Source organism: Flavobacterium sp. 38 (assembly GCF_057799715.1).
In genome coordinates this window covers 938148-963970 of the sequence record NZ_JBYNWZ010000001.1, presented here as the reverse complement: position 1 = coordinate 963970, position 25823 = coordinate 938148, and the positions used below count along the sequence as shown (strand labels likewise).

General features: G+C 35.3%; 19 protein-coding genes and 2 tRNA genes. 10 read left to right on the top strand and 11 right to left on the bottom strand.

Annotated features, from left to right (window positions below; translation table 11 throughout):
• Nucleotides 1–9 precede the first annotated feature (9 nt).
• From AC3E9W_RS04150 to AC3E9W_RS04115, 8 genes are all read right to left on the bottom strand, one after another.
• Nucleotides 10–1062 carry an HlyD family secretion protein gene (locus AC3E9W_RS04150; RefSeq protein ID WP_488767052.1) on the bottom strand — a complete coding sequence of 351 codons (1053 nt, stop codon included), beginning with the start codon at nucleotides 1060–1062 and terminating at the stop codon, nucleotides 10–12.
• Nucleotides 1063–1203: 141 nt separating this feature from the next.
• Nucleotides 1204–2508 carry a TolC family protein gene (locus AC3E9W_RS04145; RefSeq protein WP_488767050.1) on the bottom strand — a complete coding sequence of 435 codons (1305 nt, stop codon included), beginning with the start codon at nucleotides 2506–2508 and terminating at the stop codon, nucleotides 1204–1206.
• Between the two features lie 461 nt (nucleotides 2509–2969).
• Complete coding sequence (locus tag AC3E9W_RS04140; protein WP_488767048.1) at nucleotides 2970–3794, bottom strand: helix-turn-helix transcriptional regulator; 825 nt, start codon at nucleotides 3792–3794, stop codon at nucleotides 2970–2972.
• Between the two features lie 1169 nt (nucleotides 3795–4963).
• Nucleotides 4964–5209, bottom strand: coding sequence for a GIY-YIG nuclease family protein (locus AC3E9W_RS04135; protein ID WP_488767047.1), 246 nt, complete (start codon nucleotides 5207–5209; stop codon nucleotides 4964–4966).
• A 65-nt stretch (nucleotides 5210–5274) separates the two neighbouring features.
• Nucleotides 5275–5348: transfer RNA gene (locus tag AC3E9W_RS04130), tRNA-Asp, on the bottom strand.
• Nucleotides 5349–5904: 556 nt separating this feature from the next.
• Nucleotides 5905–5978, bottom strand: a tRNA-Asp gene (locus AC3E9W_RS04125).
• A gap of 86 nt (nucleotides 5979–6064) precedes the next feature.
• Complete coding sequence (locus AC3E9W_RS04120) at nucleotides 6065–6991, bottom strand: DUF58 domain-containing protein (RefSeq protein ID WP_488767046.1); 927 nt, start codon at nucleotides 6989–6991, stop codon at nucleotides 6065–6067.
• Nucleotides 6988–9564, bottom strand: coding sequence for a M1 family metallopeptidase (locus AC3E9W_RS04115; protein ID WP_488767045.1), 2577 nt, complete (start codon nucleotides 9562–9564; stop codon nucleotides 6988–6990). The genes AC3E9W_RS04120 and AC3E9W_RS04115 overlap by 4 nt, the downstream gene beginning before the upstream one ends.
• Before the next feature lie 153 nt (nucleotides 9565–9717).
• Here AC3E9W_RS04115 and AC3E9W_RS04110 point away from each other — a divergent pair, with 153 nt between their 5' ends.
• The 5 genes from AC3E9W_RS04110 to AC3E9W_RS04090 all read left to right on the top strand — a co-directional run bounded on the left by AC3E9W_RS04110 (nucleotide 9718) and on the right by AC3E9W_RS04090 (nucleotide 15435).
• Nucleotides 9718–10071 (top strand): hypothetical protein, encoded by a 354-nt coding sequence (locus AC3E9W_RS04110; RefSeq protein WP_488767044.1) that lies wholly within the window; start codon nucleotides 9718–9720, stop codon nucleotides 10069–10071.
• A 468-nt stretch (nucleotides 10072–10539) separates the two neighbouring features.
• A complete protein-coding gene (locus tag AC3E9W_RS04105; RefSeq protein WP_488767043.1) occupies nucleotides 10540–11460 on the top strand; it encodes a DUF4625 domain-containing protein in 921 nt (306 codons plus the stop codon).
• Nucleotides 11461–11476: 16 nt separating this feature from the next.
• Nucleotides 11477–11944 (top strand): DUF4625 domain-containing protein, encoded by a 468-nt coding sequence (locus tag AC3E9W_RS04100; RefSeq protein WP_488767041.1) that lies wholly within the window; start codon nucleotides 11477–11479, stop codon nucleotides 11942–11944.
• Between the two features lie 10 nt (nucleotides 11945–11954).
• Nucleotides 11955–14162 (top strand): TonB-dependent receptor, encoded by a 2208-nt coding sequence (locus AC3E9W_RS04095; protein WP_488767039.1) that lies wholly within the window; start codon nucleotides 11955–11957, stop codon nucleotides 14160–14162.
• Nucleotides 14163–14211: 49 nt separating this feature from the next.
• On the top strand, nucleotides 14212–15435 hold the full coding sequence (locus tag AC3E9W_RS04090; RefSeq protein WP_488767037.1) for a hypothetical protein: 1224 nt from the start codon (nucleotides 14212–14214) through the stop codon (nucleotides 15433–15435).
• A 302-nt stretch (nucleotides 15436–15737) separates the two neighbouring features.
• Here the strand turns inward: AC3E9W_RS04090 and AC3E9W_RS04085 are convergent, their stop codons facing one another.
• Entirely contained in the window at nucleotides 15738–16319 is a 582-nt protein-coding gene (locus tag AC3E9W_RS04085; protein WP_456891107.1) for a hypothetical protein, read from the bottom strand.
• A 42-nt stretch (nucleotides 16320–16361) separates the two neighbouring features.
• Nucleotides 16362–16916, bottom strand: coding sequence for a hypothetical protein (locus tag AC3E9W_RS04080; RefSeq protein WP_488767035.1), 555 nt, complete (start codon nucleotides 16914–16916; stop codon nucleotides 16362–16364).
• Nucleotides 16917–17123: 207 nt separating this feature from the next.
• Between AC3E9W_RS04080 and AC3E9W_RS04075 the strand changes: the two genes are divergently transcribed.
• Together AC3E9W_RS04075 and AC3E9W_RS04070 are read left to right on the top strand one after the other, a co-directional pair.
• Complete coding sequence (locus tag AC3E9W_RS04075; protein ID WP_456891111.1) at nucleotides 17124–17831, top strand: LytR/AlgR family response regulator transcription factor; 708 nt, start codon at nucleotides 17124–17126, stop codon at nucleotides 17829–17831.
• Nucleotides 17828–19903, top strand: a complete 2076-nt coding sequence (locus AC3E9W_RS04070; protein WP_488767033.1) for a tetratricopeptide repeat-containing sensor histidine kinase — start codon at nucleotides 17828–17830, stop codon at nucleotides 19901–19903. Before AC3E9W_RS04075 ends, AC3E9W_RS04070 begins: the two co-directional genes overlap by 4 nt.
• Nucleotides 19904–20238: 335 nt before the next feature.
• Here AC3E9W_RS04070 and trxA read toward each other — a convergent pair whose 3' ends face one another.
• On the bottom strand, nucleotides 20239–20556 hold the full coding sequence (gene trxA / locus AC3E9W_RS04065; RefSeq protein WP_008466289.1) for a thioredoxin: 318 nt from the start codon (nucleotides 20554–20556) through the stop codon (nucleotides 20239–20241).
• Between the two features lie 220 nt (nucleotides 20557–20776).
• Between trxA and AC3E9W_RS04060 the strand changes: the two genes are divergently transcribed.
• The 3 genes from AC3E9W_RS04060 (at nucleotide 20777) to AC3E9W_RS04050 (ending at nucleotide 25775) form a co-directional block, all read left to right on the top strand.
• Nucleotides 20777–23272, top strand: coding sequence for an AsmA family protein (locus AC3E9W_RS04060; protein ID WP_488767031.1), 2496 nt, complete (start codon nucleotides 20777–20779; stop codon nucleotides 23270–23272).
• Nucleotides 23273–23368: 96 nt separating this feature from the next.
• Nucleotides 23369–24601, top strand: coding sequence for a DNA (cytosine-5-)-methyltransferase (gene dcm / locus AC3E9W_RS04055; protein WP_488767029.1), 1233 nt, complete (start codon nucleotides 23369–23371; stop codon nucleotides 24599–24601).
• 7 nt (nucleotides 24602–24608) lie between these two features.
• Nucleotides 24609–25775, top strand: coding sequence for a phospholipase D-like domain-containing protein (locus AC3E9W_RS04050; protein ID WP_488767027.1), 1167 nt, complete (start codon nucleotides 24609–24611; stop codon nucleotides 25773–25775).
• Nucleotides 25776–25823: the final 48 nt, after the last annotated feature.

Genomic DNA, 25823 nt, shown 5'->3' with positions numbered 1-25823 from the left:
TCTTCCATTTTATTTGTGTGCAGCAACAACTGTAATGTTCATTCCTGCTCTTAAAAAATCGGTTTGTTTGTCGTTGTCTTTTAACTGAATTCGAACTGGGATTCTTTGCTCAATTTTCACGAAGTTCCCCGTTGCATTATCTGGAGGAAGCAACGAGAATCTCGCACCGCTCGCAGGCGATAGCGAAGCAATTGTTCCACTAAATGTTTTATCATTTACAGCGTCAGCCTTAATTTCTACTTCCTGACCAACGGTTAAATATTGCAGTTGCGTTTCTTTAAAATTGGCTGTAATCCATTTTTCTTTACTTACTATTGAAAGCAAAGATTGTCCTTCTTTTACCATTTGTCCTGGCTGTAAAGTTCGTTTTCCAACCCAGCCATCATAAGGCGCTGTAATGATCGTGTACGAAAGAAATAAAGCCGCATTGTCAACGACAGCTTGTTTTGAAGCAATATTTGTCTGCGTTGTTGGTACATTAGCTTCGGCAACAGAAGTGCTTAACGCCGAAGAATGAATTCTATTTTTCATTTCCTGAAAATGCGCCTGAGCGGTTTCATAATCGGCTTTTACTTTTTCTAATTGCTGAGACGTTGCCGCTTCTTCCTTTACCAAAGCTTTGTAGCGCTCGTATTCTAATTTCGTTTTCCAAAGATTTGATTTTGCCGCTTCCAATTGCGATTCGTTTATTGCGGTTGCACTTGCCGTATTGACAGCATTTTTCTCTGCAACCACGCTATTTTGTTTCGCGTTTTGAACATCGGCCAAAGCCACATTTAATTTCGACTGATATTCCCTGTTATCAATCACCACCAATGTATCTCCTTTATGCACAAATTGATTTTCGTTAAAACGAACTTCCTGCACATAACCTGTAATTCTCGACATAATTGGCGTTACATATTGTTCGACCTGAGCGTCATTGGTTTCTTCGTGGTTTCGGTTAAACACATAAAACCAAATCCCTAAAATAACCCCGCTTATAACCAGCGTACACGCAATAATTGTTATTATGATATGAAACGTTCTATTTCTTCTAGTTTCATTTTTTATCTTAACCATAAACTTTATATCTTTTAATTTCCCCGGATTAAAATCCGGCGCTACAATATGAATCGTTCCTCTGGAACTAAATCTATATTCTTTATTCTATTCTCTATTTTCTTATTCCAAGTCTTGTTTCTAGCTTCTTTCGTCCCAAAATCAGCTCTGCGAAAGCATTCCCGCCGTATGCAGCAGTTCGTAATGTTTCAAAATGGCATCCAATCGGGTAGAAATTTTGTTGTATTTCGCCTGAAGCAAAGCATTATCAGCATCGACCATTTCGGTTATTAAAACCAATTGATTCAAATATTTCAACTTTACAATTCGATAGTTTTCTTCGGCTAAATCCAAGGCTTTGTCAACCACCACAAACTTTTCTAGAATTTCTTGATATTGTGTATGGTCTTTAAAAAGCTTATCCTGAATTTCGTCTTTTACAATTTCCGTTTGCATTTTCTGCCACTCGATTTTAGTATTCGCCTGCGCTACTTTCGTTTTGTTTTTATACAAAGCCGAAAGATCAAAACGCGCCTCGATTCCCACCTGACCTAAAGTGTACAAATACGGATTGGGCGGAAAGAATTTATAGTTTGGATAATAAAATCCGTAGTTCCCGAAAAAGTTTACGCTTGGCAGATAATTCCCTTTTACCAATTGCAATTCGGTTTTACTGATTTTCAATTCCTGGCTTGCAATACGCATTTCTTCGTTCTGCATGGCTTTATTCAGATAAAAATCATACGGATCCAAGCCGTTCATTTCGTCTAGGTTTGAAGTCGTATCAATGGCTATTTCTTCGTTTTCTGGAAGCTGAATCAACGTCTTCAGATCGTGAAGTGCGATTTTAATGTTTTTGGAGTTAGTTAACGCATTCAATTCGCGATCTGAGAGTTGCAATTCGGCACGAATAACCTCATTTTTGGTCACCGTACCATGTTTCTGCATCGATTGCACTTCTTTCAATCGGCTTTTTTCTTCTTTGATGTTTTCTTCAAAAATCTTCTGAAGCTCCATCATTTTATAAATCGACAGATAGTTGGCCACAACCTGCAGTTCGATATCATTTTCTGTTTTTTCCGATTTTATTTTGGCAATTTCGCTTTCATCATTCGCAATTTTAATCGCGTTGTTGATTTTGTTTCCAACGTAAATTGGCATTTTAAAAGTCGAATTTACTTCGTAGATTTCCGGAATTGCTTTGGTTACTTCTTTTCCGTTAAGAAAACCATTTCCTTTAAATTCGGTAATGTTGGTAATTCTGGAATACATTCCGTTTAATTCAACATCTGGAAGTCGGAGTTCTTTTCTTTCTTTGATGTTTTGCTCTGAGAGCGTAATGTCCAATTGAGATCTTAGGACTTTTTTGTTGTTTTCTTTTGCCAGCTTCATCGCTTCTTGTAAAGAAACTGTATGAACCTCCTGAGCTTGTAAACCATTGAATGCGAACGCAATTAAAAATATCAATAAGCTTTTGAGAAAACAATCTTCTTTAGAATTTGTTGTTTTAAGGAACATGAATATTTAACTATTTGATGCTGCAAAGTTCCTTCATTTTTTCGTTGACTGATAATTATTAAAAGCCAAGAACATATTCATTTCAGCCAAATGTTAAAATCTCCATTTCCGAAAACGTTATATTAAAATATTGAGATACAAAAGTTTATAGATTTTTGTTTTATACAGATTTTCAAGGGTTTAGAAAAAAAAAGTTTCACGCAGATCTAGACAGATTAAAGCAGATCTGGCAGATTCCTTTTTTTCTCCCGCAGATTTAGCAGATCTGGCAGATTTTTTTTAATATTTATCTTCTCAATCTCCAAAATCTGCGGGAGAAAAAATTATATACTCCAACACAGAAAAATCAAAATTAAATCTGCTTTAATCTTTTTAAATCTGCGTGAAACCAAAAATTCTGTGTGAAATAACTATTTAGTCTGCTCCAAAATTTCCTGACCATTTAAGTAATCAGAAGGTCTTTGACCGAGAATTTTGAAAAAGGTATTACTGAATGTAGGAACACTGTTGTAACCCACTTCTTCAGCTACTTCTTTTACCGAAAGTTTTCTTTCTAATAAAAGTTCGATTGCCTTTAAAATTCTTCGAATAGTATAATATTGAATAAAAGACATTTTGAGATCTTTCTGGAATAATCTTGATAACGATCTTTCACTATAGCCAAACTCATGCGCTACGTTCGAAAAGAGAATTGTTTCTCCCAAATTATTCTCCACATGACGCAAAATTTTACCCAAGCGTTTGTCTTTCGGTTGCGGTAATTCTAACGGAAGATTCGTCAGGCAGATTTGCGGTAAAATGGCTTTTATCGCTTTGGCAATGCTAAAATTAGGCGTTCCTTCTTCGAGGTCACCGTTCCAGCGATTGGTAAAAAGCATCATTTGTAGCAAAAGGTTATTTACGGGATAAATACCTTCGCTTTTATAAAATTCCTCTTCATTTTCTTCAACCGGAAAATAAAGATTCCGCATCATCACATGTTCTGACTTGGGTTCGATACTATGTTCTAATCCGGCAGGAATCCAAATAAAATGCCTTGCGGGCAAAAAGTACGATTTGGTTTCGGTTGTTACAAAAACCACGTCGCCTTCTGCATAAAGCATCTGAGCTTTTTCGTGCTTGTGTGTTGGAACCAGCAATTCACCCATTATATCATGATGACAGTAAATGCTTTTTGGGTCTGCATCCACTCTCTTGATGTAATATTTGTCTACTTTAAAGGGTGATTGTTCCATAGTTTTTTAACCCCTAAGGTTTACGCAAAGTTCGCTAAAATTCTTTATTAGGCGTTGAAATATGCTCGCAAAGTCGCTAAGACGCCAAGTTTTGTTTTTTTTGCCACAGATTATATGGATTAAAAGGATTTATTTTATTTCACGCTCCCGATAGCTATCGGGATTAAAAGATTTAAGCTGATGTCGCAGATTATTTTATAAAAAATCAAATATGCTCACAAGTCACGATCCCTAAGCTTCGAAAGCAAAAGTTTATTTTTATTTTTGTCATCCTGAGAAACGAAGGATCTCACAAGTAGCTCGACGTAGTATGTCGCCAATCTTTGTAGACTTTCTCGCGAAGATTTCTCTCTTCGTTCGAAATGACAAGATTCCTTTTAGAGAAAAACCATAGCCCAAGGTTTCAACCTTGGGAAACGTATTGTGATTTCGTAATGTGATATTGATTGCGTACCCAAGGTTGAACCTTGGGCTATTTTCTGATATTCTATGTGAATTTTTCTTTACGGTTAAATCAAAAAAAACAAGGATTTTTCTACCATTTTTTGTCATTTCGAACGGAGTGAGAAATCTTCACAAGTAGCTCGATACAGAATATCGCCAATCTTTGTAGAGTTTCTCACGAAGATTTCTCACTCCGTTCGAAATGACAAGATTCTCCGAATTCCTTTTAAAGAAAAACCATCGCCAAAGGTCTCGCCCTTGGGAAACGTATTGTGATTCCGTGATGTGATATTGATTGTGCACCCAAGGTTGAAACCTTGGGCTATGTTCTGATGTTATTATGTGCAAAATTTCCATTGCGGTTAAATTCCAAAAAATAAGGATTTTGTTTCACGCAGATCTTACAGATTAGGGCAGATTATTATTGGATTTTCTGTTTCTCTCGCAGATTATAAATTTAAAATAATCTGCGCAATCTGCTTAAATCTTTTAATCCCGATAGGTATCGGGAGCGTGAAATAAAAACTTGGCGTCTTTGCGACTTTGCGAGATTAAAAAAAACCTTTGCGAACTTTGCGTAAATCGTAGCGCCCCTTGCGGTTAAATCCAAAAAAAAAGTCTTTCCATAACGGAAAGACTTTCTAAATTTAAGTCTCGTTTTGAAACGAGAGGACTCGAACCCGTCTCGTCTCTAGACGAGATGACAGGCATGTATTCTAACCAACTTATTTTCTGTCTTGAATCAGAACTTCAATTGATTTACGATTCAATTTTTTCAACCGTAATTCTTCAATTAAAGCTTCTCTTTTAGTTTCAAAACCTTTTAAATAAACTAATTTCCAAGGGCCTTTATTAGCCGTATATTTACTTCTATTTTCATTATGATATATCAATCTTTGATCTACGTTTTCACTAAAGCCTTTATAGTAGACATCAAAAGTTTTTGAATAAATAATATAAACGTAAAACATAATAGTAAGCTTTAAGTATAAACAAAAAAAATGCCTTTCTTTCGAAAGGCATTTTTAAAACTAAGCGGTCTGGACGGGACTCGAACCCGCGACCCCATGCGTGACAGGCATGTATTCTAACCAACTGAACTACCAAACCCTGCTTGTATTGTGAGTGCAAAAATACAACAGAAACTGGATTCTGCAAGGGTTTTTAGAAATAAAATTTAATAATTTTTTAATGAGCTAAATTCCAATATTTTAAAAATTGAAGTTTTTATCAAAAAAGAAGAATTTTCTTTATTCTTAGCTTTTTCTAACCGCAATGCACGCAAAGTTTTTTTAAGACGACACAAATAATCGCAAAGTTCGCAAAGCTTTATCCAAATAGCTTTGCGAACTTTTTTATTATATAAAAACATACTTAAAAAACTTAGCGTGCTCTGCGTAAAAATCTTTGCGAACTTTGCGGTAAAATAATTTCGAGAAAATTGGAATTTGGAATTTAATTTTGAGACTTCAAAATCATTGGAATTTACCTTTTTACAAAAGGTCTTAAATCAAAAAAGCCATCCACAAAAGTGGAAAGCTTTTCATTGGTCTAACTACTAAACCAGCTACGAGTTACAAAGTCGTAGCAAAACAACACAACTAATCTTAGATACCGTATTTGGGCAAAAAAGCCTTTCTGTTACGAAAGGCTTTTCCCAATATTGCGGTCTGGACGGGACTCGAACCCGCGACCCCATGCGTGACAGGCATGTATTCTAACCAACTGAACTACCAAACCTCTGCGTTATTGCGGTTGCAAAGATATAACAGAATTTCGTTTCTGCAAGTGTTTTTATAAAAAATATTTAATTTTTATTTAAAATATTATCCAAAGTTTTGTTTTTCAACCAAATAAGTAGTCAATATTTTTTCAAAATTATCACCAACATTAACCGAAACGTACTTAATCTGGTTCTTCGCACAAGTTAAAGACAATTCTTTAAAGTACGCTTCTGCCCTTTTCTCGTATTCTTCTTTTACATTATCGGCAAAAATAGAAACTTCATCGCCTGATTCTAAGTCAATAAACTTTCGCGGCGTATTATCAAAATCAAATTCCAATTCGGTTTTGCTGTCTACCACGTGAAACAAAACGACTTTATGTTTATTGTGTTTTAAATGCTGCAAAGCGTTGAACAATTTCTCATCGTCTGCCGATTGAAACATATCGGTAAACAAAATTATCATCGAACGGCGATGCATTTTCTCTGCAATTTGGTGCAAATACGTAATGGTATCAGTCGTTTTTTTGACTTTTGGCTGTTCTAATAATTGCTCCAGTTTATTCAAAAGCATTCGATGATGGCGATCACTTCCTTTTTCTGGAGCGTAATATTCGTAATGATCGGAGAAAACGCTTAGACCAACAGCATCGCGCTGTTTCTTTAAAATATTCATCAAAACCGCCGAAGCCAAAACCGCAAAACCAATCTTCTTTTCATAAAAAGGCTGATTCGATTTCAGTTCTGGATAATGCATTGACGACGAATTATCTACAATAATATGACAGCGCATATTGGTTTCTTCCTCAAAACGTTTGGTGTACAAACGGTCTGTTTTGGCAAACAATTTCCAGTCGATATGTTTGGTGCTTTCGCCCGCGTTATAAACTTTATGCTCAGCAAATTCGGCCGAAAATCCATGAAACGGACTCTTGTGCATTCCCGAAATAAAACCTTCCACAACTTGGTTTGCCAGCATTTCAAGATGCTGAAAACTGGAGACTTTCTCTATTTCTGTTTCGATTTTCATTCGGTTTCTTTTTTAATATTTTGTGCTTTATAAAGCAAATCTGTCGCTTGATATAATTTGCGCTTCAAGATCGGACTAAAATTAGGGTTTTCTTTTAAGAATCGCTGCACTTCATCAAAAGCATATTTCGACGAATACTTTCCAACAGTATTGTCCAGCCAGTCTTTCGGAAAGAAAATATCTCCCGTACGCTGAATTTCGTCTACCAAATCTAGTGAAAATCTAAGATATTTTTGCGCACTGTCCTGACGAAGCGGATGATTTACATTGGCCAATCCAACAGAAACCCAAGATTCTTTCTCACGATTAGCATCGTCTTTCAAAGATTCGACAAACGCATTTCTCACGTTTTCATCCTGAGAAAGTGAAGGCATCAAAAACTCAAATCGCTTTATTTTATCTGGATTTGTCATCGCCATTTTAGCTTTCACTAAAATCTGATTGGCTTTTTCATGTTTAAAAATCGCCAGATTCATCGCCATATTGGTGTAATCGTCTTCATTTAATTTCAATCCAGGAATTGTAATTTCTTTGCTCCAGATTTTAAATAATTTCTCTTTTTCAGAATCTGAGTAAGCAATCGAACTAAACAATACGAATAAAGTCTTTTTAATATTAGCTGATAATTTTTCGTTTAAACGGGTATACAAGACATCTTCAAGTTGCTTTTGGACTTTATTTTGCTGTTTTTCAGTCAAAAATCTCCAGTAAATTGTATTCAGATTACCTGAAACCATTCGCAAAACCAATTCATTTTCTTCCGATTGAATTCCTCTAAAAAGACAATCAAAAGCTTTTTCTGGCGAAACATTCCCAACCAAAGTATTTTCATAAAGATTACTGTAAGCCGAAGCTCTCGCCACCTCATCTTTCAATCTTGAAATTGCATTTAAATAATTCCCGTCAAGCGGAAAAACTCCGTACCCAAAACCTTTATAATTGTAAATAATAAAAAGTGGTTTTTCAAGACCGATGGCTTCTTTTAAAACCAAACTTTTATCTATAATATTTGCCGTCAAAACTTTTACTTCATTCTTATAAACCAATCCGATTTGGAAAATCTGAGGCCAGATATTGTCCGAACCGTCTTCTGCTTTCTGACTGATTTCAAAGCTTTTAATCTTATTGTTTTTATCGAATTCCACTTTATCAGAAAAAATAGCTCTTCCCGATTTGTTTACCCAAACCTCGCTCCATTTCTTCATATCGAGAGGAGTTTCGGCATCGAGAATTTCTACGAGATTATTCCAATCGGCATTGTCGTTGGCGTATTTCTGAATGTATTTTTCAATTCCTTTCTGGAAAGCTTCTTTTCCCATCGAAGCTTCTAACTGACGCATCATAATTGGCGCTTTGTTGTAAATCATAGCGCCATAAAGCGAACCAGCATCTTTTAAATTTGCTAAATGTTGTCGTATCGGATGCGTCCCTAAAGAGCGATCTTCCGCGTAAGCGCTAGGATAATGCGCTGTAAAAAACTGCAGATTATGATTTACTTTCGGGAAAATCGGATTCATGATTTTGTCTGCCATAAAATTGGCAAAAACCTCTTTCATCCAAACATCATCAAACCATTTCATGGTTACCAAATCGCCAAACCACATGTGCGAGGTTTCGTGTGCGATTAATTTCGCTCGGTTTAATTTTTCGCTGTCTGTCGAACTGTTATCCAAAAACAGAGTCGATTCTCGGTATTGAATCGCTCCAACATGTTCCATTCCGCCATATTGAAAAACTGGAATTGCAGCAAAATCTAGTTTCTGAAAAGGAAATTTATATTTGGTATATTTTTCTAAAAAATCTATCGACTGCTGATGCAAATTGAAAATCGTATCAGTACTCATTTCAATCTTTCTCGGATTGTTTTCCCTATACAGCATCGTCATTTCCATGTTACTTGGTTTCTTCATTACATTATCAAATTTTCCTGCTACGAAAGAAAACAAATACGTACTCATTTTATCGCTTTCTCCAAAAGTGTACGAAGTAAAATCGCCTTTTTCAACTTTGCTTTTCACTTCTGCTCCAGCCAAAACTTTCCAATCTTTCGGAACAGTTAAACTTAATTTATAAGTTGCTTTTAAATCGGGCTGATCGAAACACGGAAACAGTGTACTCGCGCGGTCTGGAACTAATAAAGTGTAGAGAAAATCATAGTTTCGGTTAAGAGATAAATTCCCAGCAATAAACGAAATCTGGATTGTATTTTGCCCTGAAACCAAACTCTGAGAAGAAATTACAATATGTCCTTTTTCATGAATAATCGCAATGTTTTTTCCGTTTGCTTCAATTGTTTTTATGTTTTGAGATTTCTCTTTAAAATCTAAATATAATGGCTGACTTACATCTGACAAAGCTGCTTCTAAAACCAATTTTGAACCAATATCTTCGCTTTTCTGATTCGGAATTTCGAATGAAAGATCGTACTTCAAATTAGAAATCTGCTGTTTTCTAAAATGCGCCAATTGCTCTGAAACACCGTTTTCTAAAACAATATTTTCTTTTGGTTTGGATTGGGAAAATCCAATCGTAATGGTCATTAAAAAACTGAGAAAGCTATAGCGAAATTTCATTTTTGAAGGAATATATGATTGGCTAAAATAGCAAATTAGCTGCTTTTTTCAAACAATTACTGCAACAGTATTGCATTTAAAAATAAGATTTCTATATTTGCAACATTATTGCATTAATTAGCAAAAAACTCGTCCAGAAGTCAACCTTCACGAATGAAAAAGAAAATTAAATATATCAATCTTCTGATGCCATTAATCGTATTGTTCGCAATACTGTTTCCGGCTGTCCATTCGTATGAGCATATTCTGGATACCAATTTATCAAAAGAAAAACTGGAAATTTCAATTTCAGAAAAGCCACAGTTCAAAGCAAAATTACATTCGTTTCATAAATGTTCGATTTGCGATTTTAAATTCAGCGCTGTCGGAACTTTTGAATTTGCTGTTTTTCAATTTTATAAAAATAATGTTGCTGTCAAACATCTCAGTTTCTACAGCGAACAGCATTTAGCATTTTTTAAAGGGTCATTGTTTTCACTTCGAGCCCCTCCTGCTTTTACACTTTAATTTTTGTGCTCCGATTGTTCGGCTGTTTTTGTTATTTGTCCTTTTTAATGATTTAAAATCTTAAAAAGCGATTAACAATCACATCTGTTTTCAGAAGTTAATACTTTACATTGAATTCATTTTTGCATCAAAAATCTATTTTTTGATGTTGAGATACTGCTTTTTTCCGCACAAAAATTATTTCCCTTTTTAATCGATTTCTGTATTCTCACTTAAAGCTTAATTAAGGCTTTTGGTCCGTTTATTTATGTTTCGCTCCGCTGGAGCTCTGTTGTAATGGCAAATCGATTTCTATAAATATGTCGCCCCGCTGGGGCTTATTCATCAAACGCAAATTTATATTTCTATAAACATTTCGTCCTCTGGGGCTTTCGCCTCAATGTATCGTCCTTCTTGGACTCAGACACATTGAACCTTTTACGTAACCCAAATACTCTTTATAAAATGGTCAAAATCAAATCAGAAAAAATGAAAACAACAAAACTCATTCTGGCTTCGGTTTTTGCGGCTCTTGCTTTCACAAGCTGTAGCAACGACGATTCAGAACCAGAAAAAGCTATTCCCACAATCGACAAAATCGAATTGGGTCTTGGCAACAACGAAACGGCAACTATTGGCGCAGATTTCCATTTTAATGCTGAAGTCACTGCAGCTGATAAAATCGAAAATGTACAGGTAAAAATTGTTCAAAGAAGCGGTGAAACCTATTCTAAAGTTTGGTCGCACGAAATTACTTGGACGCAATATGCGGGTGCAAAAAACGCTACCGTTCACAAACATTTTGATATTCCAGAAGACGCTGCGGAAGGAAAATATGATTTCATCATTATTGTAAACGACCAAAACGGAAGCAAACTCGAGGTAAAGAAAAACTTAACGATCTATAAACTAGAAAATATTCCTGTAAATCCTGTAGCATCGGTATTTACGGTTTTTATAAATGATGCTTTTATGTACCGAAAAGGCAAATTTTCCAATCCTGATGCCAAGTACAAAAACAACGACATTTTCAGTTCTCAGGTAACGCTTGAAGGTGTAAAAGGAGACGGAATTATGTATTTGCTTTTAATTAATAAAAACATCAAACACACTCCAGAAAGCGTAGATCAGATTGATTTTAGCAAAGTGATTGTTTACGATGTTTTCGAACATAAAAATGTAGCCGATGCGAGTCAGTTCTCTAATGTTCCTTGGGATGGTACCAAGTTTACGAGAGAAACTCCAAAACTTACCATTGGCGCTGCAAAAGACAACAATGTTCCTGTTGGTCAGGATTTAATTGCTAACAAATCTTGGGCTGCAGGCGATTATACTTTCTTGGTTTTGTATAAAAATACGACGTACAACATCAATTTTTCTCAATCGATCGATTTGCCATTTGCCCTTTAATTAAAAATCAGAAAAAATGAAAAAGATAAAGTTATTATTAGGCATTTTGGCTCTTGCTTTTATTTCTGCCTGCTCCAGCGATAACGCTGAAATCGATACGGAATATCCTGTAATCTACAGTACAACAGATGCATTTCCGATTCAGTGCAGTACAATCGAACGCGGAAAAACATTCACTTTTAAAACCAATTTTAGTGATAATGTCGAATTGGGTTCGTACAGCTTAGACATTCATCACAATTTTGATCATCACACACATAGTACAGAAGTGGAAAGCTGCGAAATGGATGCCATAAAAAAACCTGTAAAACCAATGCTTTTCATTAACAATTATACCATTCCCGATGGTGTGAAAAGTTATGAAGCAACGGCACAAATCTCAATTCCAGCGGATGTTGATCCAGGCGATTATCATTTTATGATCCGTTTGACGGACAAAGAAGGCTGGCAGACGCTGAAAGGTTTAAGTATTAAAATTTTATAAATCGGATTTAATGAAGAATGCCCAATTCCTTTTTTGGAAATCTTGTTTTTTACTCCTCAGTTTATTGGTTTCAACTGAAGTTATTTCTCAAAATCAGCCTTCAGAAAAAAAGCCTGAAATAAAAGAATTGAAAGAAGTTTTGGTAAACGGAAATGCTGCCGAAAAACGCAAAAAAGAAGAATCGTTGAATGTAGAAACGGTGAACAGCAGTTTTATTCAGCGTAATCTTGGCGGAAGCCTCATGCAGTCTTTGCAGAAATTGCCTGGAGTTAAAACTATTTCGATTGGTTCTGGAGGTTCAAAACCGCTTATTCGAGGCTTGAGTTTTAATCAGGTTATTGTGGTCGAAAATGGTTTAAAACACGAAGGCCAGCAATGGGGCGCCGATCACGGATTGGAAATTGACCAATATGCGGTAAACAGAGTAGAAATCATAAAAGGCCCTTCTTCATTTATTTACGGATCTGATGCTGTGGGCGGCGCAATAAACATTAAACCGCTTCCTCTTCCATTCCAAAATACTTTTGGCGGAAGCGTCGATCTTACGGGAAAAAGCAACAATGCACAATTTGGGAGTTCGCTTAATTTATTTGGACGAAATGAAAACTGGTTCTTCGACACGCGGGTAACGGCTATGGATTATGGTGATTATCGTGTTCCGACTGATAAGGTGCAAGTTTACAGTTACGAAGTTCCATTATACAAAAATCATTTACGGAATACGGCTGGGCGCGAACTCGATTTTCATTTGAGCACGGGTTACTCTGGAGAAAACTTGAAGTCTGTTTTTTATTTCAGTAATGTTTACACCAAAAGCGGTTTTTTCGCGAATGCGCACGGACTCGAACCTCGAAATGTCGATACCGAATTGCACGATAAATCGAGCCGCGATATTTTGATGCCGTATCAGCAGGTGAACCATTTAAAGGTGAGTAATACAACTTCTTTCAATTGGAGAAATCATGCTTTTGAAACGCAAATTGGTTTTCAGAAAAACTTTCGAAGAGAATGGAGCCATTATGTAAATCACGGTTATATGCCCCCAATTTATCCTGAAGATATGTACGCGCCACAAGATCTCGAACGTCAGTACGATAAAGACGTTTGGTCGTTTTCTGCTAAAGATGAATTTGCTGTTAATCGCCATCAAATTACTGTTGGAACTAATGTGGTTTCTCAAGAAAATGCCATTAACGGATGGAGTTTTTTGATTCCGGCTTTCAACCAAATTAATGCGGGTTTATTTGTTTATGATAAAATGGAACTGAACGAAAAATGGTTTCTCCACGGCGCTGTTCGTTACGATTATGGCAAAATTAAAATGAAATCATATTACGATTGGTTTCAAAGTCCTGTTACAGAAAACAATCAGACGCAGATGGAATATTTGCAGCGTTCTCAGGATTTAACGAAGACTTTTGACAGTTTTACGTGGTCGGCGGGAATCAATTATAATCCTGGAAAACTTTCGCTTAAAGCGAATTTAGGATCTAGTTTTAGAATGCCAATTGCGAAGGAACTGGCTTCAAACGGAGTGAATTATCATTATTTCCGATTCGAAAAAGGAAATCCAAATCTGGATGCGGAACGTTCGTATCAACTGGATTTGGGGATGGAGTGGAAAGAACACCACTGGTCTTTTCAGCTGACGCCGTTTGTGAATTATTTTCCGAATTTCATTTACTTGAATCCAACCCCAGCGCATGATATTTATTACGGAGCAGGAAATCAGGTTTTTGAATATGAGCAAAGTAAAGTTTTTCGTTATGGGGCCGAATTGCAGACGCGCTATTATTTCATCAAATCTTTAAGCGCCGAAATCGCGGCTGAATATTTGTATTCTGAACAAAAATCAGGAAGCAAAAAAGGCTATACACTTCCGTTTTCTCCGCCGCCTTCGGTTTTGTTTGGACTGAATTACGAACCACAAATCAGCTTTTTAAAAGATTCTTATTTCTCTGTTGATTATCGTTTTACAGCAGCACAAAACAACATTGTTCCACCTGAGAAAAAAACAGCCGAAAGTCATGTTTTTAATGTGGCTTTGGGCGCTAAAGTAAAAACGGGAAAAGAGGACATCAGCATCAATATTCAGATCCAGAATTTATTCAATACGAGATATTTAAATCACACTAGCTTTTACCGACTTATCGAACTTCCTGAAGCAGGAAGAAATATTATTGTTTCTATGAAAATTCCGTTTTCGATTTCGCGATAAGCGTACCATTCAAAATCAATTATTTACAAATTTTAAATCCTTTATTACAATGAAAAACAAGTTTTACAAACTGCTATTTTTATTTGCTTTGTCGCTTTTTGCGGTTTCGTGCAGCAACGACGATGACAATCACGACGACCATGATCACGATCATGACACTTCGGAAGAACATACATTTGTTAGAGTTTTAATTTCTGACGAAAAAACAACAGAACTGACACTTTTTGATCCGCATGAAGAGAAAACGAGTTCTTTTACGGCAAAATTTGCGAAATCGTCTTTGTACACAACAGAATCTGGACGTTTTGCAGGAATTGTTCACAGAGACAATAATTTTGTTGAAACCTTCGACAGCGGACTGGAATTACACGGCGACCATATTGATGTTGATGATGTTCCGAAATTTGGAATTTTAGCGACAAGCGCATTAAAACCAACTCATTTTAAAAGTAAAATCGGAGAAATCCTGACTTTTAACGACGGAGACGGAACGCTTTCTGTGGGTAAAGAAGCTGATGTAAACAAAGCTGGAGCGACTTTCAAAAACATTAACGCAGGTTTATTGGCGCATCACGGCGCAATGGCAACTTTTACAAACGGAACCTATGCAATTACGGTAAAAGACAATTCGGTTACGGGAACGCTTCCAGAAAAAGTAAAAATTATTGACAATTCTGGAAAAACACTTTTTGATGCTAAAATTGCTACAAAAGGAATTCACGGAAATGCTTCAGACGGAGTTTACGCTGTTTTTGGTTCGTCAAGCGGAATTTTGGTTGTAGAAAGCAACGGAAACCAAAAACTAATAGAGCATCCATCTGATTTTGGAACAGCTTGGTTTGGAAGTATTTTAGAAACCGCTTCGGCTGGAAAATTCATTGGCTACACGGCTGCAAAAGGCGCTTATTTAATCGATGTTGTGGCTAATACGGTAAAACCAATCATTGCGAATACAACGATTATGCAATGCAAAGTGAGTTACGATCATAAAAAACTGGCTGTTTTATTGCATTCAGGAGATTTCAAACTTTACGACATCAGCAGTTTACAAGTTGTAAAAGAAGTTAAAGCAACTTCAGAAACGGCAACAGATGCGACTTTAAAACCACAAATGGCAGTAACTGACCGTTTTGCGTACATTACTTCGCCAACAAGCGGAGAATTATTGCGGTTAAATCTTTCTACATCGGCAATCAAAAAGACTAAAGTTTCTAGCACTCCTTATATGATTACGGTTTTAGGTTATGAAAACAGCGAAACACACAATCACTAATTTAGTTTAGCTGCATACCATTTTCAAGGACAAGTTTGCAAAGTTTTAAAAGCTTTGCGAACTTTTTCTCTTTTAGTTTTGTTTGAGTCCAAAAAAATTCTCGCAAAGTCGCAAAGACGCCAAGTTTGTTAAAAAAATTAAGTAGAAAAATCTTTGCGTCTCTGCGACTTTGCGCGATTAAAAACATATAGAAATAAAAAAACTTTGCGCTTAAAATAACCGGCATTACATTGCAAACGAAAAAGGTCTGACGATTGTCAAACCTTTTCCTTTACTAATTCAAAAGCTATCCAAAAAAAGAATTATTCTGTTTGTTGAAAATCAAAGCTTAAATCTCCCGCATTGTAGCTTGAAGACACCATAGTTGGGAATGTTTGTGCTGTTCCCGAAAGCCATCTGTACTCATTAATTGTGATATTTCCCGCCACAATTGGATACGTTACGTTAGAATTATCTGCTTTATTCTTTTTGTACCAATCATTTGAGTTCATGGTAATCATGTATTTTTTGTCTTTTTCTAAAGCCAGTTCGCTAATTTCTTTTGTAACCTGCACATCTGCAGTAACTACGTTTACAGTTTCAGAACGTAAAACTGCTTTAGAAGCAAAATCCCAGATTGTTACCCGAATCGTCGGGTTTGCCGCGGGAAGCTTTAAAGTTAAAGCGTTTATTTTTCCTTTTACGGTTGGCGTAAATACAAGTCCGAATTCGTAATCTCCTGAGTTAATAAAATTGGAAACGGTAGTAAAACCTGTCGCAGTATAATAAGCCGCAAGCGGATTTTCAGTTTCAAATTTTGGCGTATTGTCTTTGTCATCATCACTACTGCAAGCTGCAGAAAGAGTAATAATTAGAACGGTAATAAAAGTTTTAAAAGCTCTCATGGTATATTATTTTTAGATTAGTTTTTATTTAAATTGATTTAGTTAAGGTTGAATATTAAAATGCGCGCAAACTTCTTCGTAACTCATTTTAGCATAATCCAGTTTTGCTGTTTTTGCTGTAGCAGCTGCCGCGCCTCCAGGAATTAAGACATAACGATAGGTAAGAGTTGATGGCAGTCCAACTGTTGTTCCGTCAGCCGCATGTTTAAATCGGAAAATTTTGATTGTATTAAGGCTTGCAATGGCTGTAATTGTATTTGCATATCCGCCAGCTGTTGAAGTGTAAGGCAGTGTGTAAACATTAACTCCTGATCCAAAAGACATATATACTAAGATGGTTCCTTTAGCCATAATGTCTGCCGTAAGTTGCGGAACAGCAAAAGAAGTAGATAATCCTGACGTTCCGTCTATTGTTTCTGGTGTTCCTGCTGGCGCATTAATCCAGCCGCTATAGATTACATTTGCTGTTCCGGCTGGTCCTTGCGCTCCGGGTGCTCCGTCGACTCCATTTACTCCATCGGTACCGTCATCTGAGCTGCAGGAAATTATTGAAACTGAAATTAGAAAAATGAAAAAAATTGACTTAAAAGTTTTCATAACATTTTGGTTTAAAAAATTTAATTAAATAGTTCTTTTTTAACTTAATAGCTTTTATTTTTGCAACTATCACAAAGGCAGTTTTGTTTATTTATGATAGATTTACAGGACAAAGTTGCCGGATTAAATTCTGTGAAAAAACCGCTAATAGACGAACGGCATTTTAAATAGACAGACGACCTACTTTTGCAATTCAAAGACAGTTTGATGATGAAAAAATACTCTTGTATTATTGTTGACGATGACGAAATAGACAGGCTTACGGCGGTTTCTTATGCCAAGAAGTTTCCTATTCTAGATATTGCTGGCGTTTTTGAATCGGCTGAAGAGGCAGTTCCTTTTTTAGAAAAAGAAAAAATTGACATTCTGTTTCTGGATATCGATATGCCAGGATTAAACGGAATTGAATTTAGAAAACAGGCATTAGAAGTTCCTGTCTGCGTATTTATTACCGCTCATCCCGAACATGCGGTAGAAAGTTTTCAAATCGAAACTTTAGATTTTATCGTAAAACCTTTAAAACTGGATCGTTTTACCCAAACTATAAATCGGATCGAAGAGTTTATGGAAATAAAACTCAAAGCTTCTCTTTTTGAAGCCAGCATTGGCGGCGATACCATTTATATAAAAGAAGGTCACGAACAGACTAAAGTAAAACTTCACGAAATTTTGTATCTCGAAGCGCTTAAAGATTATACTTTGGTGGTGACAAATCAGAAAAGACATTGTGTTTTATCGAGTATCGGAAATTTGCTGAAAGAAAATCATTTTCAGTCCTTCGTTCGTATTCACAGAAGCTACGCCGTACAGAAGCAATATGTGCAGAAAATCAATTCAAACGAAATCATTTTGAATAATAATGCCGTAATTCCGATTGGAAGAAGTTATAAGGAAAACCTAAACTTAATGGCATGAAAAGCGTAGGGCTACTGCTTTTACTTTTCATTTCTTGGAATGCTTTTGCACAGCAGGAACCTAATTTAGCGCGTTATAAAACAACAGACGAAAAACTGAAAGTCTGGCTTCGATATACTACCCAACTTTTAGAAAAAGAAGATTATTCAAAACTAATAAGCGCTGCAGACAAAGGTATTTTAATCGCTAAAAACCAGAATGCTTATAAAAGCCGTTTTTATATTCAAAAAGGACTTGCGTATGAGTTTAGCAACAATCAGTATCAGAATGCGCTAGTAAATTATGAAAACGCATGGAAATATGCTCGAAAAGCGCGCCATTTAAAAAATGAAACCACCGTTTTAATGCGTTTGAACTACGCTTATTATTCGGTTCAGGATACTGTAAAAAGTAAATTTTTAGCCCAATACATTAAAAAGGTTGTCGATACTACCAAAAGCAATTATACAAAAGCTGTTTTGTATGGAAGTTTAGCCGAATATTATCAGGATAATGCCCAATACGAGACTTTTATCAGTTACCAATTAAAAGCGATTTCGTATAAAAAACTGCTTAAAAAAGATAACGTTAATGTGGAAAATATTGGCATTTCCTATCTTCAAATCGGGAGTGCTTATACGAGAATGAAACAATATCAAAAGGCAATCGAATATTTGAACGAAACCAAAAAATATACGATTCATTCTCCTTATGTCAACGCTTTTTTATGCAATTATTACCTGCATTGTTATGGTTCATTAAAAGAAAAAGACAGCATTCAAAAATATTACAACCAAGTCTATACTTATCCTACACCCAAAGATTCTTTATTTCTCAATCTAAGTTATGCTAACCGAAGTCTGTCGGAATATTATGTCAACGACGGCCAGACACAAACCGCTTATTTGTATGCTAAAAAAGCGGTTTTATTAGGAAAAAAATCCAATGATGAGGATATTATTATGGAAGCCAATGCGATAATGGGAAGAGTTTTGTATGAAAAAGGAGAGTACAAAAAAGCCATTGAAACCTTAAAAAAAGCTTCTGTAAATGCCTTAAAATATGATAAAGAATCGTTTGTCAACATCAACAAAAGACTCTCTCAAAGTTTCGCCGCACTCGGACAATGGAAAGAAGCCTATTATTACAACGAAATCTACAGCAAAAACAACGACGAAATGATGGCTGAATCTGCCAAGCAAAATATTGCCAATGCAGAAGCTAAATTTCAGAACAAAACCAAAGCGCAGGAAATCAAGAATCTTTCGACCGAAAATGCCATTAAAAACATTCAGATTGAAGATGCCAGACAACAGCGTATTTTCCTGACCGCAGGAATTATTCTGGTTTTCATTATCGGATTGTTGTTATGGAGACAAAGCCAGATCAGGAAAAAAACCAATCTGAAGCTTCAGGCGTTGAATCAGGAATTGGATGAAGCCAATAAAATAAAGGCACGTTTCTTTAGCATACTGAATCATGATTTGAGAAGTCCAATTTCAAATCTGATTCATTTTCTTCATCTTCAAAAAGAAAATCCAGAATTATTAGACGAAGAAACCGCACTAAGAATGCAGACCAAAATTACGACTGGAGCCGAAAATCTATTGGATTCTATGGAAGATATGCTACTTTGGAGCAAAAGCCAAATGGAGAATTTTAAACCTCAACCGAGAAAAACAACTGTTTCTTCTATTTTTTATGAAATCCAAAAGCATTTTTCGAGCGCAGAGAATGTCGAAATTATATTCGAAAACCCGGAAAACATCATTCTAGAAACCGACGAAAATTATCTAAAAACCATAATGCGAAACCTAACCGGAAACGCCATAAAAGCTTTAGACAAAACACCAAACGCACAAATTATTTGGAAAGCCTGGCAGGAAAACGGAAAAAACTTCCTCTCTATTACCGACAACGGCCCAGGTGGCACACAGGAAAAATTCAAAGCCCTTTACGACGAATCTGAAGTAATCGGAATCAAATCGGGCTTGGGTTTACATTTAATTCGCGATTTGGCCAACGCCATAAACTGCAAAATTGAAGTCTCGTCCAAACCAAATGCTGGTGTTACTTTTACATTGATATTCTAGGTTTTTCGCCACGAATTGAAGGTTTTTCGCCACGAATTCACGAATTATTGTTATGCTTTAAGAAAAACTCAATTTGCGAAATTCAATTACACAAAAATATTAGTGCCAATTCGTGAATTCGTGGCGAAAAAATCCTTTTTAATCTGCGTAATCTGTGGCAAAAAAATAAGCTTCACTTTCATTATAAAAATTCGAGAAATTCATGCAGTAAAAAAATTAGCGTCAATTCGTGAATTCGTGGCGAAAAAAAATAATTCGTGGCAAAAAAAAACAGCCCAATAAAAAAGGCTTGACTCTCGTCAAACCTCTTTTATATCAATTGCAATCTTTGGAGATTACAACAAAGCGTCTAAACTATCTGCGTAGGCTTGTTTCGGAGCTACTCCTACTTGTTTACCTACAACTTCACCGTTTTGGAAAACCAAAACTGTTGGTATGTTACGCACACCGTATTTTGCAGCAAATTCTTGGTTAGCGTCTACATCTACTTTACCAACAACTACTTTACCAGCGTACTCTTCGCTTAATTGGTCAATGATTGGACCAACCATTCTACAAGGACCACACCATGCTGCCCAAAAATCTACCATTACTGGTTTATCTGATTTTAAAACTACTTCATCAAAAGTAGCATCTGTTATTGCTAATGCCATAATATATTAAGATTAAATTATGTCTGAATTATTAACTTTCAAACTACAGTACAAATTTAAAAATTTAAAACAAATCAAACACCATTACTAAATTAGTTTTCATTATAAATGTATTGTCATTAATTATATACTGTAAATACATTTTTGTTCTATTTATAAAGTTCGTATTAATTTGAATATCAAAAATTTAAATTAAAGTTAAATTTTTATAGTATCTTTAATGTCAACAAATTTGATTTTAATGCCGGAAACTTTACTTCAAATAAAGACCTTTTTCCAATCTGAACGTTTTAAAAAATATGCCAAACGCTTCGGATTTTTTATTTTGGGATTATTTGCTATACTCCTACTTGCCTGCGGAGCCCTGTCGATTTACTTCAACCAAAATAAAACCGAAATTATAGCCAAAGTCAATACCAAAATCAATGAAAATATCAATGGCAAATTTCACGTAACCGATTTTCATTATAAATTTCTGACGGGTTTTCCCAATTTTACGCTTGCGCTTAATGAGGTCGAAATTAAAGACAATAAATGGCCGAGCCACAAACATACTTTACTGAAAGCAAAAGAAATAGAAGCGCGTTTAAACATCTGGAGTTTACTGCAGCACGAAATTAATATTCATAAAATCTTAATTAACGACGCCGATATTTATATTTATAAAGCTGAAGACGGTTATTCTAATGTCAATATTTTCAAACCAAAAAAGAAAAAACCGCAAACCAATACAGATAAGCCAGAAACGACAATAGACGAAATCAACCTCAACCGAGTTCATGTAATTATCGACAACCATTTGGGACATAAATTGTTTGATTTTGATGTGGCAAATTTAGAATCTAAAGTAAATTATGATAATGACAACTGGCAGACGAATCTGTTTTTGAAAACCAAAATCAATAGTCTCGCTTTTAATACCGTTCACGGAAGTTTTGCTAAAGAAAAAGTGCTCGAAGGCAAATTTGACATTTCGTACTCTGAAAGCAATCAGAAAATTGACATTCATACCAAAAACCTTAAAATTGGTTCTGACACTTTTGATATCGCAGCTTTCTTTAATATCGGAAAAGGAAATTCGCTTTTCGGAATCAATATCGGAACGGATATTTTATGGCGAAATGCTTCCAATTTATTATCGGCAAACATCAGTTCGAAGCTTAATCAATTCGATTTAAAGAAACCGATTAAGGTCAACTGCGACATCAAAGGCGATCTGAATGTAGAAGGCGACCCAAAAATTGTGGTGCAGGCCGACATTAGAAACAACGAATTGACGATTCCTGATGGTTTGTTTACTAATTGCTCTTTCAAAGGAATTTTTACCAATAATTTCAAACCCGAAAAAGGTTTCAGCGACCCAAACTCTGCTATTATTTTAACGCATTTTAAAGCAGAATACGAGACTATTCCTCTAACAATTGCCCAAGCCGTTATCAATGATCTCGAAAAACCAATTGCAACAGGAGTTGTAAACGCCGATTTTGACGTTTCGAAACTTAACGGAATGGCCAACAATAAAATTCTTCATTTTGAAAGCGGTCATGCCAAAGCCAATTTAAAATTTCAGTTTGATATTGTCAATTTGTATATCAACAGACCACGTTTTACAGGCGATGTTGACATTGACGACACAACTTTTGATTATTTTCCGAAGAATATCAGGGCCGAAAAAACTGACGTGCAATTATCGTTTACCGAACAGGCGCTTTACATTAAAAAGATTGCCTACAAACACAAAAATAATATCATCCGCATTGATGGAAAAATCGATAATTTCTTGAATCTCTATTATGATGCGCCAGAAAAAATGGTGGTAAACTGGAATATTTATTGTCCGCATATCGATGTAAAACAATTCTTGGGCGTACTCAAACAAAGTCCGGCTCAAAAGAAAATAGCACAGAAAAAGCCCGTTAAGGGAAATGTCAATTTTATGACGCAGCTAAAACCGGTAATTGATAAATGTACGGCAATAATTAACCTCAAAGCAGACAAAATCACTTACGGATCATTAACGGCAACAAACACCCGAGCGACTTTGCAAATGCTCAATTCTAAAGTGCTGCTCCAAAACGGAACCCTGCAAACCTCTGGCGGAAGCATCAATTTTAGCGGTTCTGTACAGCCAAGCGGCAATCATTATGTTTTTAGTTCGAATGCTCAGGTAAACCGCGTAGATATTGCCAGTTTTTTACGATCGTTCAACAACTTCGGAATCAAATCTTTTAGTCCGAAAAATATTCGCGGCCGATTAACAAGCAATGCCAATGTCGTGGGTTTAATGAGCAGTAAAGGCGATTTAATCGTCAATTCGATGAAAGGAAAATTGGACTTTAATGTCAATCAAGGCGCATTGCTCAACTTTGAACCAATTATGAAAGTCGGCAAATTTGCTTTTCCGCTTCGAGATGTAGAGAATATTACTTTCAGCGATTTATCGGGTTCGCTCAATCTTCGCGGAGAACAAATTGATGTCCACAAACTCACCATAAGTTCCAGCGTTCTCAACCTTGACGCCGAAGGCATTTATTCTTTCGGCCGAGGCACGAATCTCGCCCTCACCGTTCCGCTACGAAATTCTAAAAACGACGCCAAACTCGCCACCAAAGCCGAACGAAAAGCCGTGCGCGAACGTGGTATTGTCCTGCATCTTATTGCTTATGATAATGAGGGGAAGATGAAGATTAAGTGGGGGAAGAGGGAGAAGGGGTAACCAAATAATTGCCTTTTATCAAATACAGTTTGTGGAAAATATAATTCCTGATTTTGGATTATTATTCATAAATTGCACCACTAATTTTAGCGCAAAATGACGGGAGAAGAAAAGATCAACATTGACGAATTTGATAACAAAAAATTTAAAAATCGCTTTGTAGAAGAAGACGATAATAGAAAAGCCGTTGTTACACATTATCTGCATAATTATCATAATGGTGTTAAGGATCATTTTGAAGAAGAAGCTGCTGAATACATCAAACAAATTGTTGAATATAAAAATGAAGAAGAGAAACTAAATATGGTTTCTGATTCTGCATTACAACAATTACTTTTTGAAGTGGAAGATGTTCCATTTCCTACTCCCGAAAACTATACTTTTAAATTTATTGACCTATTTGCAGGAATTGGAGGTTTTAGAATTGCCTTGCAAAATTTAGGTGGTAAATGTGTTTACACTAGTGAATGGAATATAGATTCGCAAAAAACATATCGTGAAAATTTTGGTGAAATTCCTTTTGGCGATATCACAAAAGATTCTACGAAAAACTACATTCCAGATGATATTCAAGTTCTATGTGCAGGATTTCCTTGTCAAGCTTTTTCTATTGCTGGAAACAGAAAAGGGTTTCAAGATACTCGAGGAACTCTTTTTTTTGATGTAGAAAAGATCATTGAGACAAAAAGACCAAAAGTAGTTTTCTTAGAAAATGTGAAAAATTTAGTTTCTCATGATAAGGGTAATACTTTTAAAGTGATCTTAGAAATATTAGAAGAAAAACTTGGCTATAAAGCATATACAAAAGTTTTAAATTCTTCTACACATGCAAATGTTCCTCAAAATAGAGAACGTATCTTTATTGTAGCGTTTGACAAAGAACAAGTACCAAATCATGGAGATTTTAAATTTCCAGAACCTATTCCTTTAACTAAAACAATCCATGATATTTTAGAAAAAGGAAAACAAGCAGATAACCTTTATTATAAAAAAGATCACCAATACTATCCTGAGTTAGAAAAAACAATTACTTCAAAAGATACCATATATCAATGGAGAAGAGTTTATGTTAGAGAAAACAAAAACCAAGTTTGCCCAACTCTAACAGCTAATATGGGAACAGGAGGACATAATGTTCCTTTAATTCTTGATGACTATGGCATTAGGAAATTAACTCCAAAAGAATGTTTTGCTTTTCAAGGATATCCAATGGATAGATATATTTTGCCTAATATTGCTAACAGTAAATTATATATGCAGGCTGGAAATTCCGTAACAACAACGTTAATCGAAAGAATAGCTAATAATATTATAGAAATCATTAAGTAATGAAATTATGTTTTTAAAAAATCAGCCTAAAGAAAACATAAAAGAATATTATAATTTATTGAAAATTGTAGGAGGTATATCAAATCTTTTTTCAGATAGCAATGTTCCATATTTATATTATAGAGCCGCAGAAAACATTTTTTGCAAAGCTTTTGAGGCTGATAATTTATCTAGAGGCGATAGTTCAGCAGACGCTTCGAAGGATTCTATGGGAATTGGTTTAAAAACTTACTTAAACAATAATGGCAAAACTTTACAAAAAATTGCTGAATTCAATAAAGACAGAATTGACTATAGGGAACTTGAAAAAAAACCACAAGATTTTGTACATTACATTTCATCTTTAAGAAATAAAAGACTTGAGTCAACAAAAGCGATTCATTCGATTGATGATCTTGCTTATCATTGTGTCACAAGGGAAGCTGACAGATTTTTGATTTTTGAAGAAAAAATGGATTTCATAGATGTAGCACAGATAACAGATATCAAATTAAATGCTAATTCAATTTCTTTTAATGATAAAATTCATGAATACAATTTCAATTTAAGTAAAAGTACTTTATTTAAGCGCTTTAATACAATTAATGAAATTGAATTAAAAATTGAAGTCCTAAAAGATCCATATGAAGTTTTAAGAAACATTTTTAACAACAATAAACTTGATTTTGTTCAAAGTAATGAAGAGAAAGAGTTTGTCATTTTACCTTTATTTTCTACGAGACAAAGAGAAGTTGCTGAAAATAGTGGATTAAATCAATGGAATGCAGGAGGTAGATCAAGACATCCAAATGAAGTATACATTCCAGTGCCTGCTATAATTCACCATGAATTTCCAAACTTTTTCCCACCGAATGAAAAAGGAATTAATTTTAATCTTCATCTGCCAAATGGCAAAATTTTAGTCGCTAGTATGTGTCAGGGCTTCAATGTAAATATTGAAGGTCAAACAATCAATAAAGGGAAAGGCTTAATGAGCAATCCTAATAAAGAACTAGGAGAATGGATTTTGAGGGATATTTTAAAAATTCCCGAAGGGAAATTAGTTACATACGAAATGCTTCTAGAATTAGGGATTGATTCTGTCGAAATTAGGAAAATTGATATTGAAAATTACGAAATTGATTTTAAGAAAATTAATTCTTATTATGATTTTATCGATACGTTAACCGAATAATATCATATCAAAATTATAAAAGCCACTTCCCAGTGGCTTTTCCATTAA

Bases quoted from the DNA above. Each gene is read 5' to 3' on its own strand.
- AC3E9W_RS04080 (WP_488767035.1), bottom strand. From the start codon at position 16,916: ATGAAAACTTTTAAGTCAATTTTTTTCATTTTTCTAATTTCAGTTTCA.
- AC3E9W_RS04075 (WP_456891111.1), top strand. From the start codon at position 17,124: ATGATGAAAAAATACTCTTGTATTATTGTTGACGATGACGAAATAGAC.
- AC3E9W_RS04090 (WP_488767037.1), top strand. From the start codon at position 14,212: ATGAAAAACAAGTTTTACAAACTGCTATTTTTATTTGCTTTGTCGCTT.
- AC3E9W_RS04100 (WP_488767041.1), top strand. From the start codon at position 11,477: ATGAAAAAGATAAAGTTATTATTAGGCATTTTGGCTCTTGCTTTTATT.
- AC3E9W_RS04095 (WP_488767039.1), top strand. From the start codon at position 11,955: ATGAAGAATGCCCAATTCCTTTTTTGGAAATCTTGTTTTTTACTCCTC.
- trxA (WP_008466289.1), bottom strand. From the start codon at position 20,556: ATGGCATTAGCAATAACAGATGCTACTTTTGATGAAGTAGTTTTAAAA.
- AC3E9W_RS04135 (WP_488767047.1), bottom strand. From the start codon at position 5,209: ATGTTTTACGTTTATATTATTTATTCAAAAACTTTTGATGTCTACTAT.
- AC3E9W_RS04150 (WP_488767052.1), bottom strand. From the start codon at position 1,062: ATGGTTAAGATAAAAAATGAAACTAGAAGAAATAGAACGTTTCATATC.
- dcm (WP_488767029.1), top strand. From the start codon at position 23,369: ATGACGGGAGAAGAAAAGATCAACATTGACGAATTTGATAACAAAAAA.
- AC3E9W_RS04115 (WP_488767045.1), bottom strand. From the start codon at position 9,564: ATGAAATTTCGCTATAGCTTTCTCAGTTTTTTAATGACCATTACGATT.
- AC3E9W_RS04070 (WP_488767033.1), top strand. From the start codon at position 17,828: ATGAAAAGCGTAGGGCTACTGCTTTTACTTTTCATTTCTTGGAATGCT.
- AC3E9W_RS04120 (WP_488767046.1), bottom strand. From the start codon at position 6,991: ATGAAAATCGAAACAGAAATAGAGAAAGTCTCCAGTTTTCAGCATCTT.
- AC3E9W_RS04060 (WP_488767031.1), top strand. From the start codon at position 20,777: ATGTCAACAAATTTGATTTTAATGCCGGAAACTTTACTTCAAATAAAG.
- AC3E9W_RS04140 (WP_488767048.1), bottom strand. From the start codon at position 3,794: ATGGAACAATCACCCTTTAAAGTAGACAAATATTACATCAAGAGAGTG.
- AC3E9W_RS04105 (WP_488767043.1), top strand. From the start codon at position 10,540: ATGAAAACAACAAAACTCATTCTGGCTTCGGTTTTTGCGGCTCTTGCT.
- AC3E9W_RS04050 (WP_488767027.1), top strand. From the start codon at position 24,609: ATGTTTTTAAAAAATCAGCCTAAAGAAAACATAAAAGAATATTATAAT.
- AC3E9W_RS04085 (WP_456891107.1), bottom strand. From the start codon at position 16,319: ATGAGAGCTTTTAAAACTTTTATTACCGTTCTAATTATTACTCTTTCT.
- AC3E9W_RS04110 (WP_488767044.1), top strand. From the start codon at position 9,718: ATGAAAAAGAAAATTAAATATATCAATCTTCTGATGCCATTAATCGTA.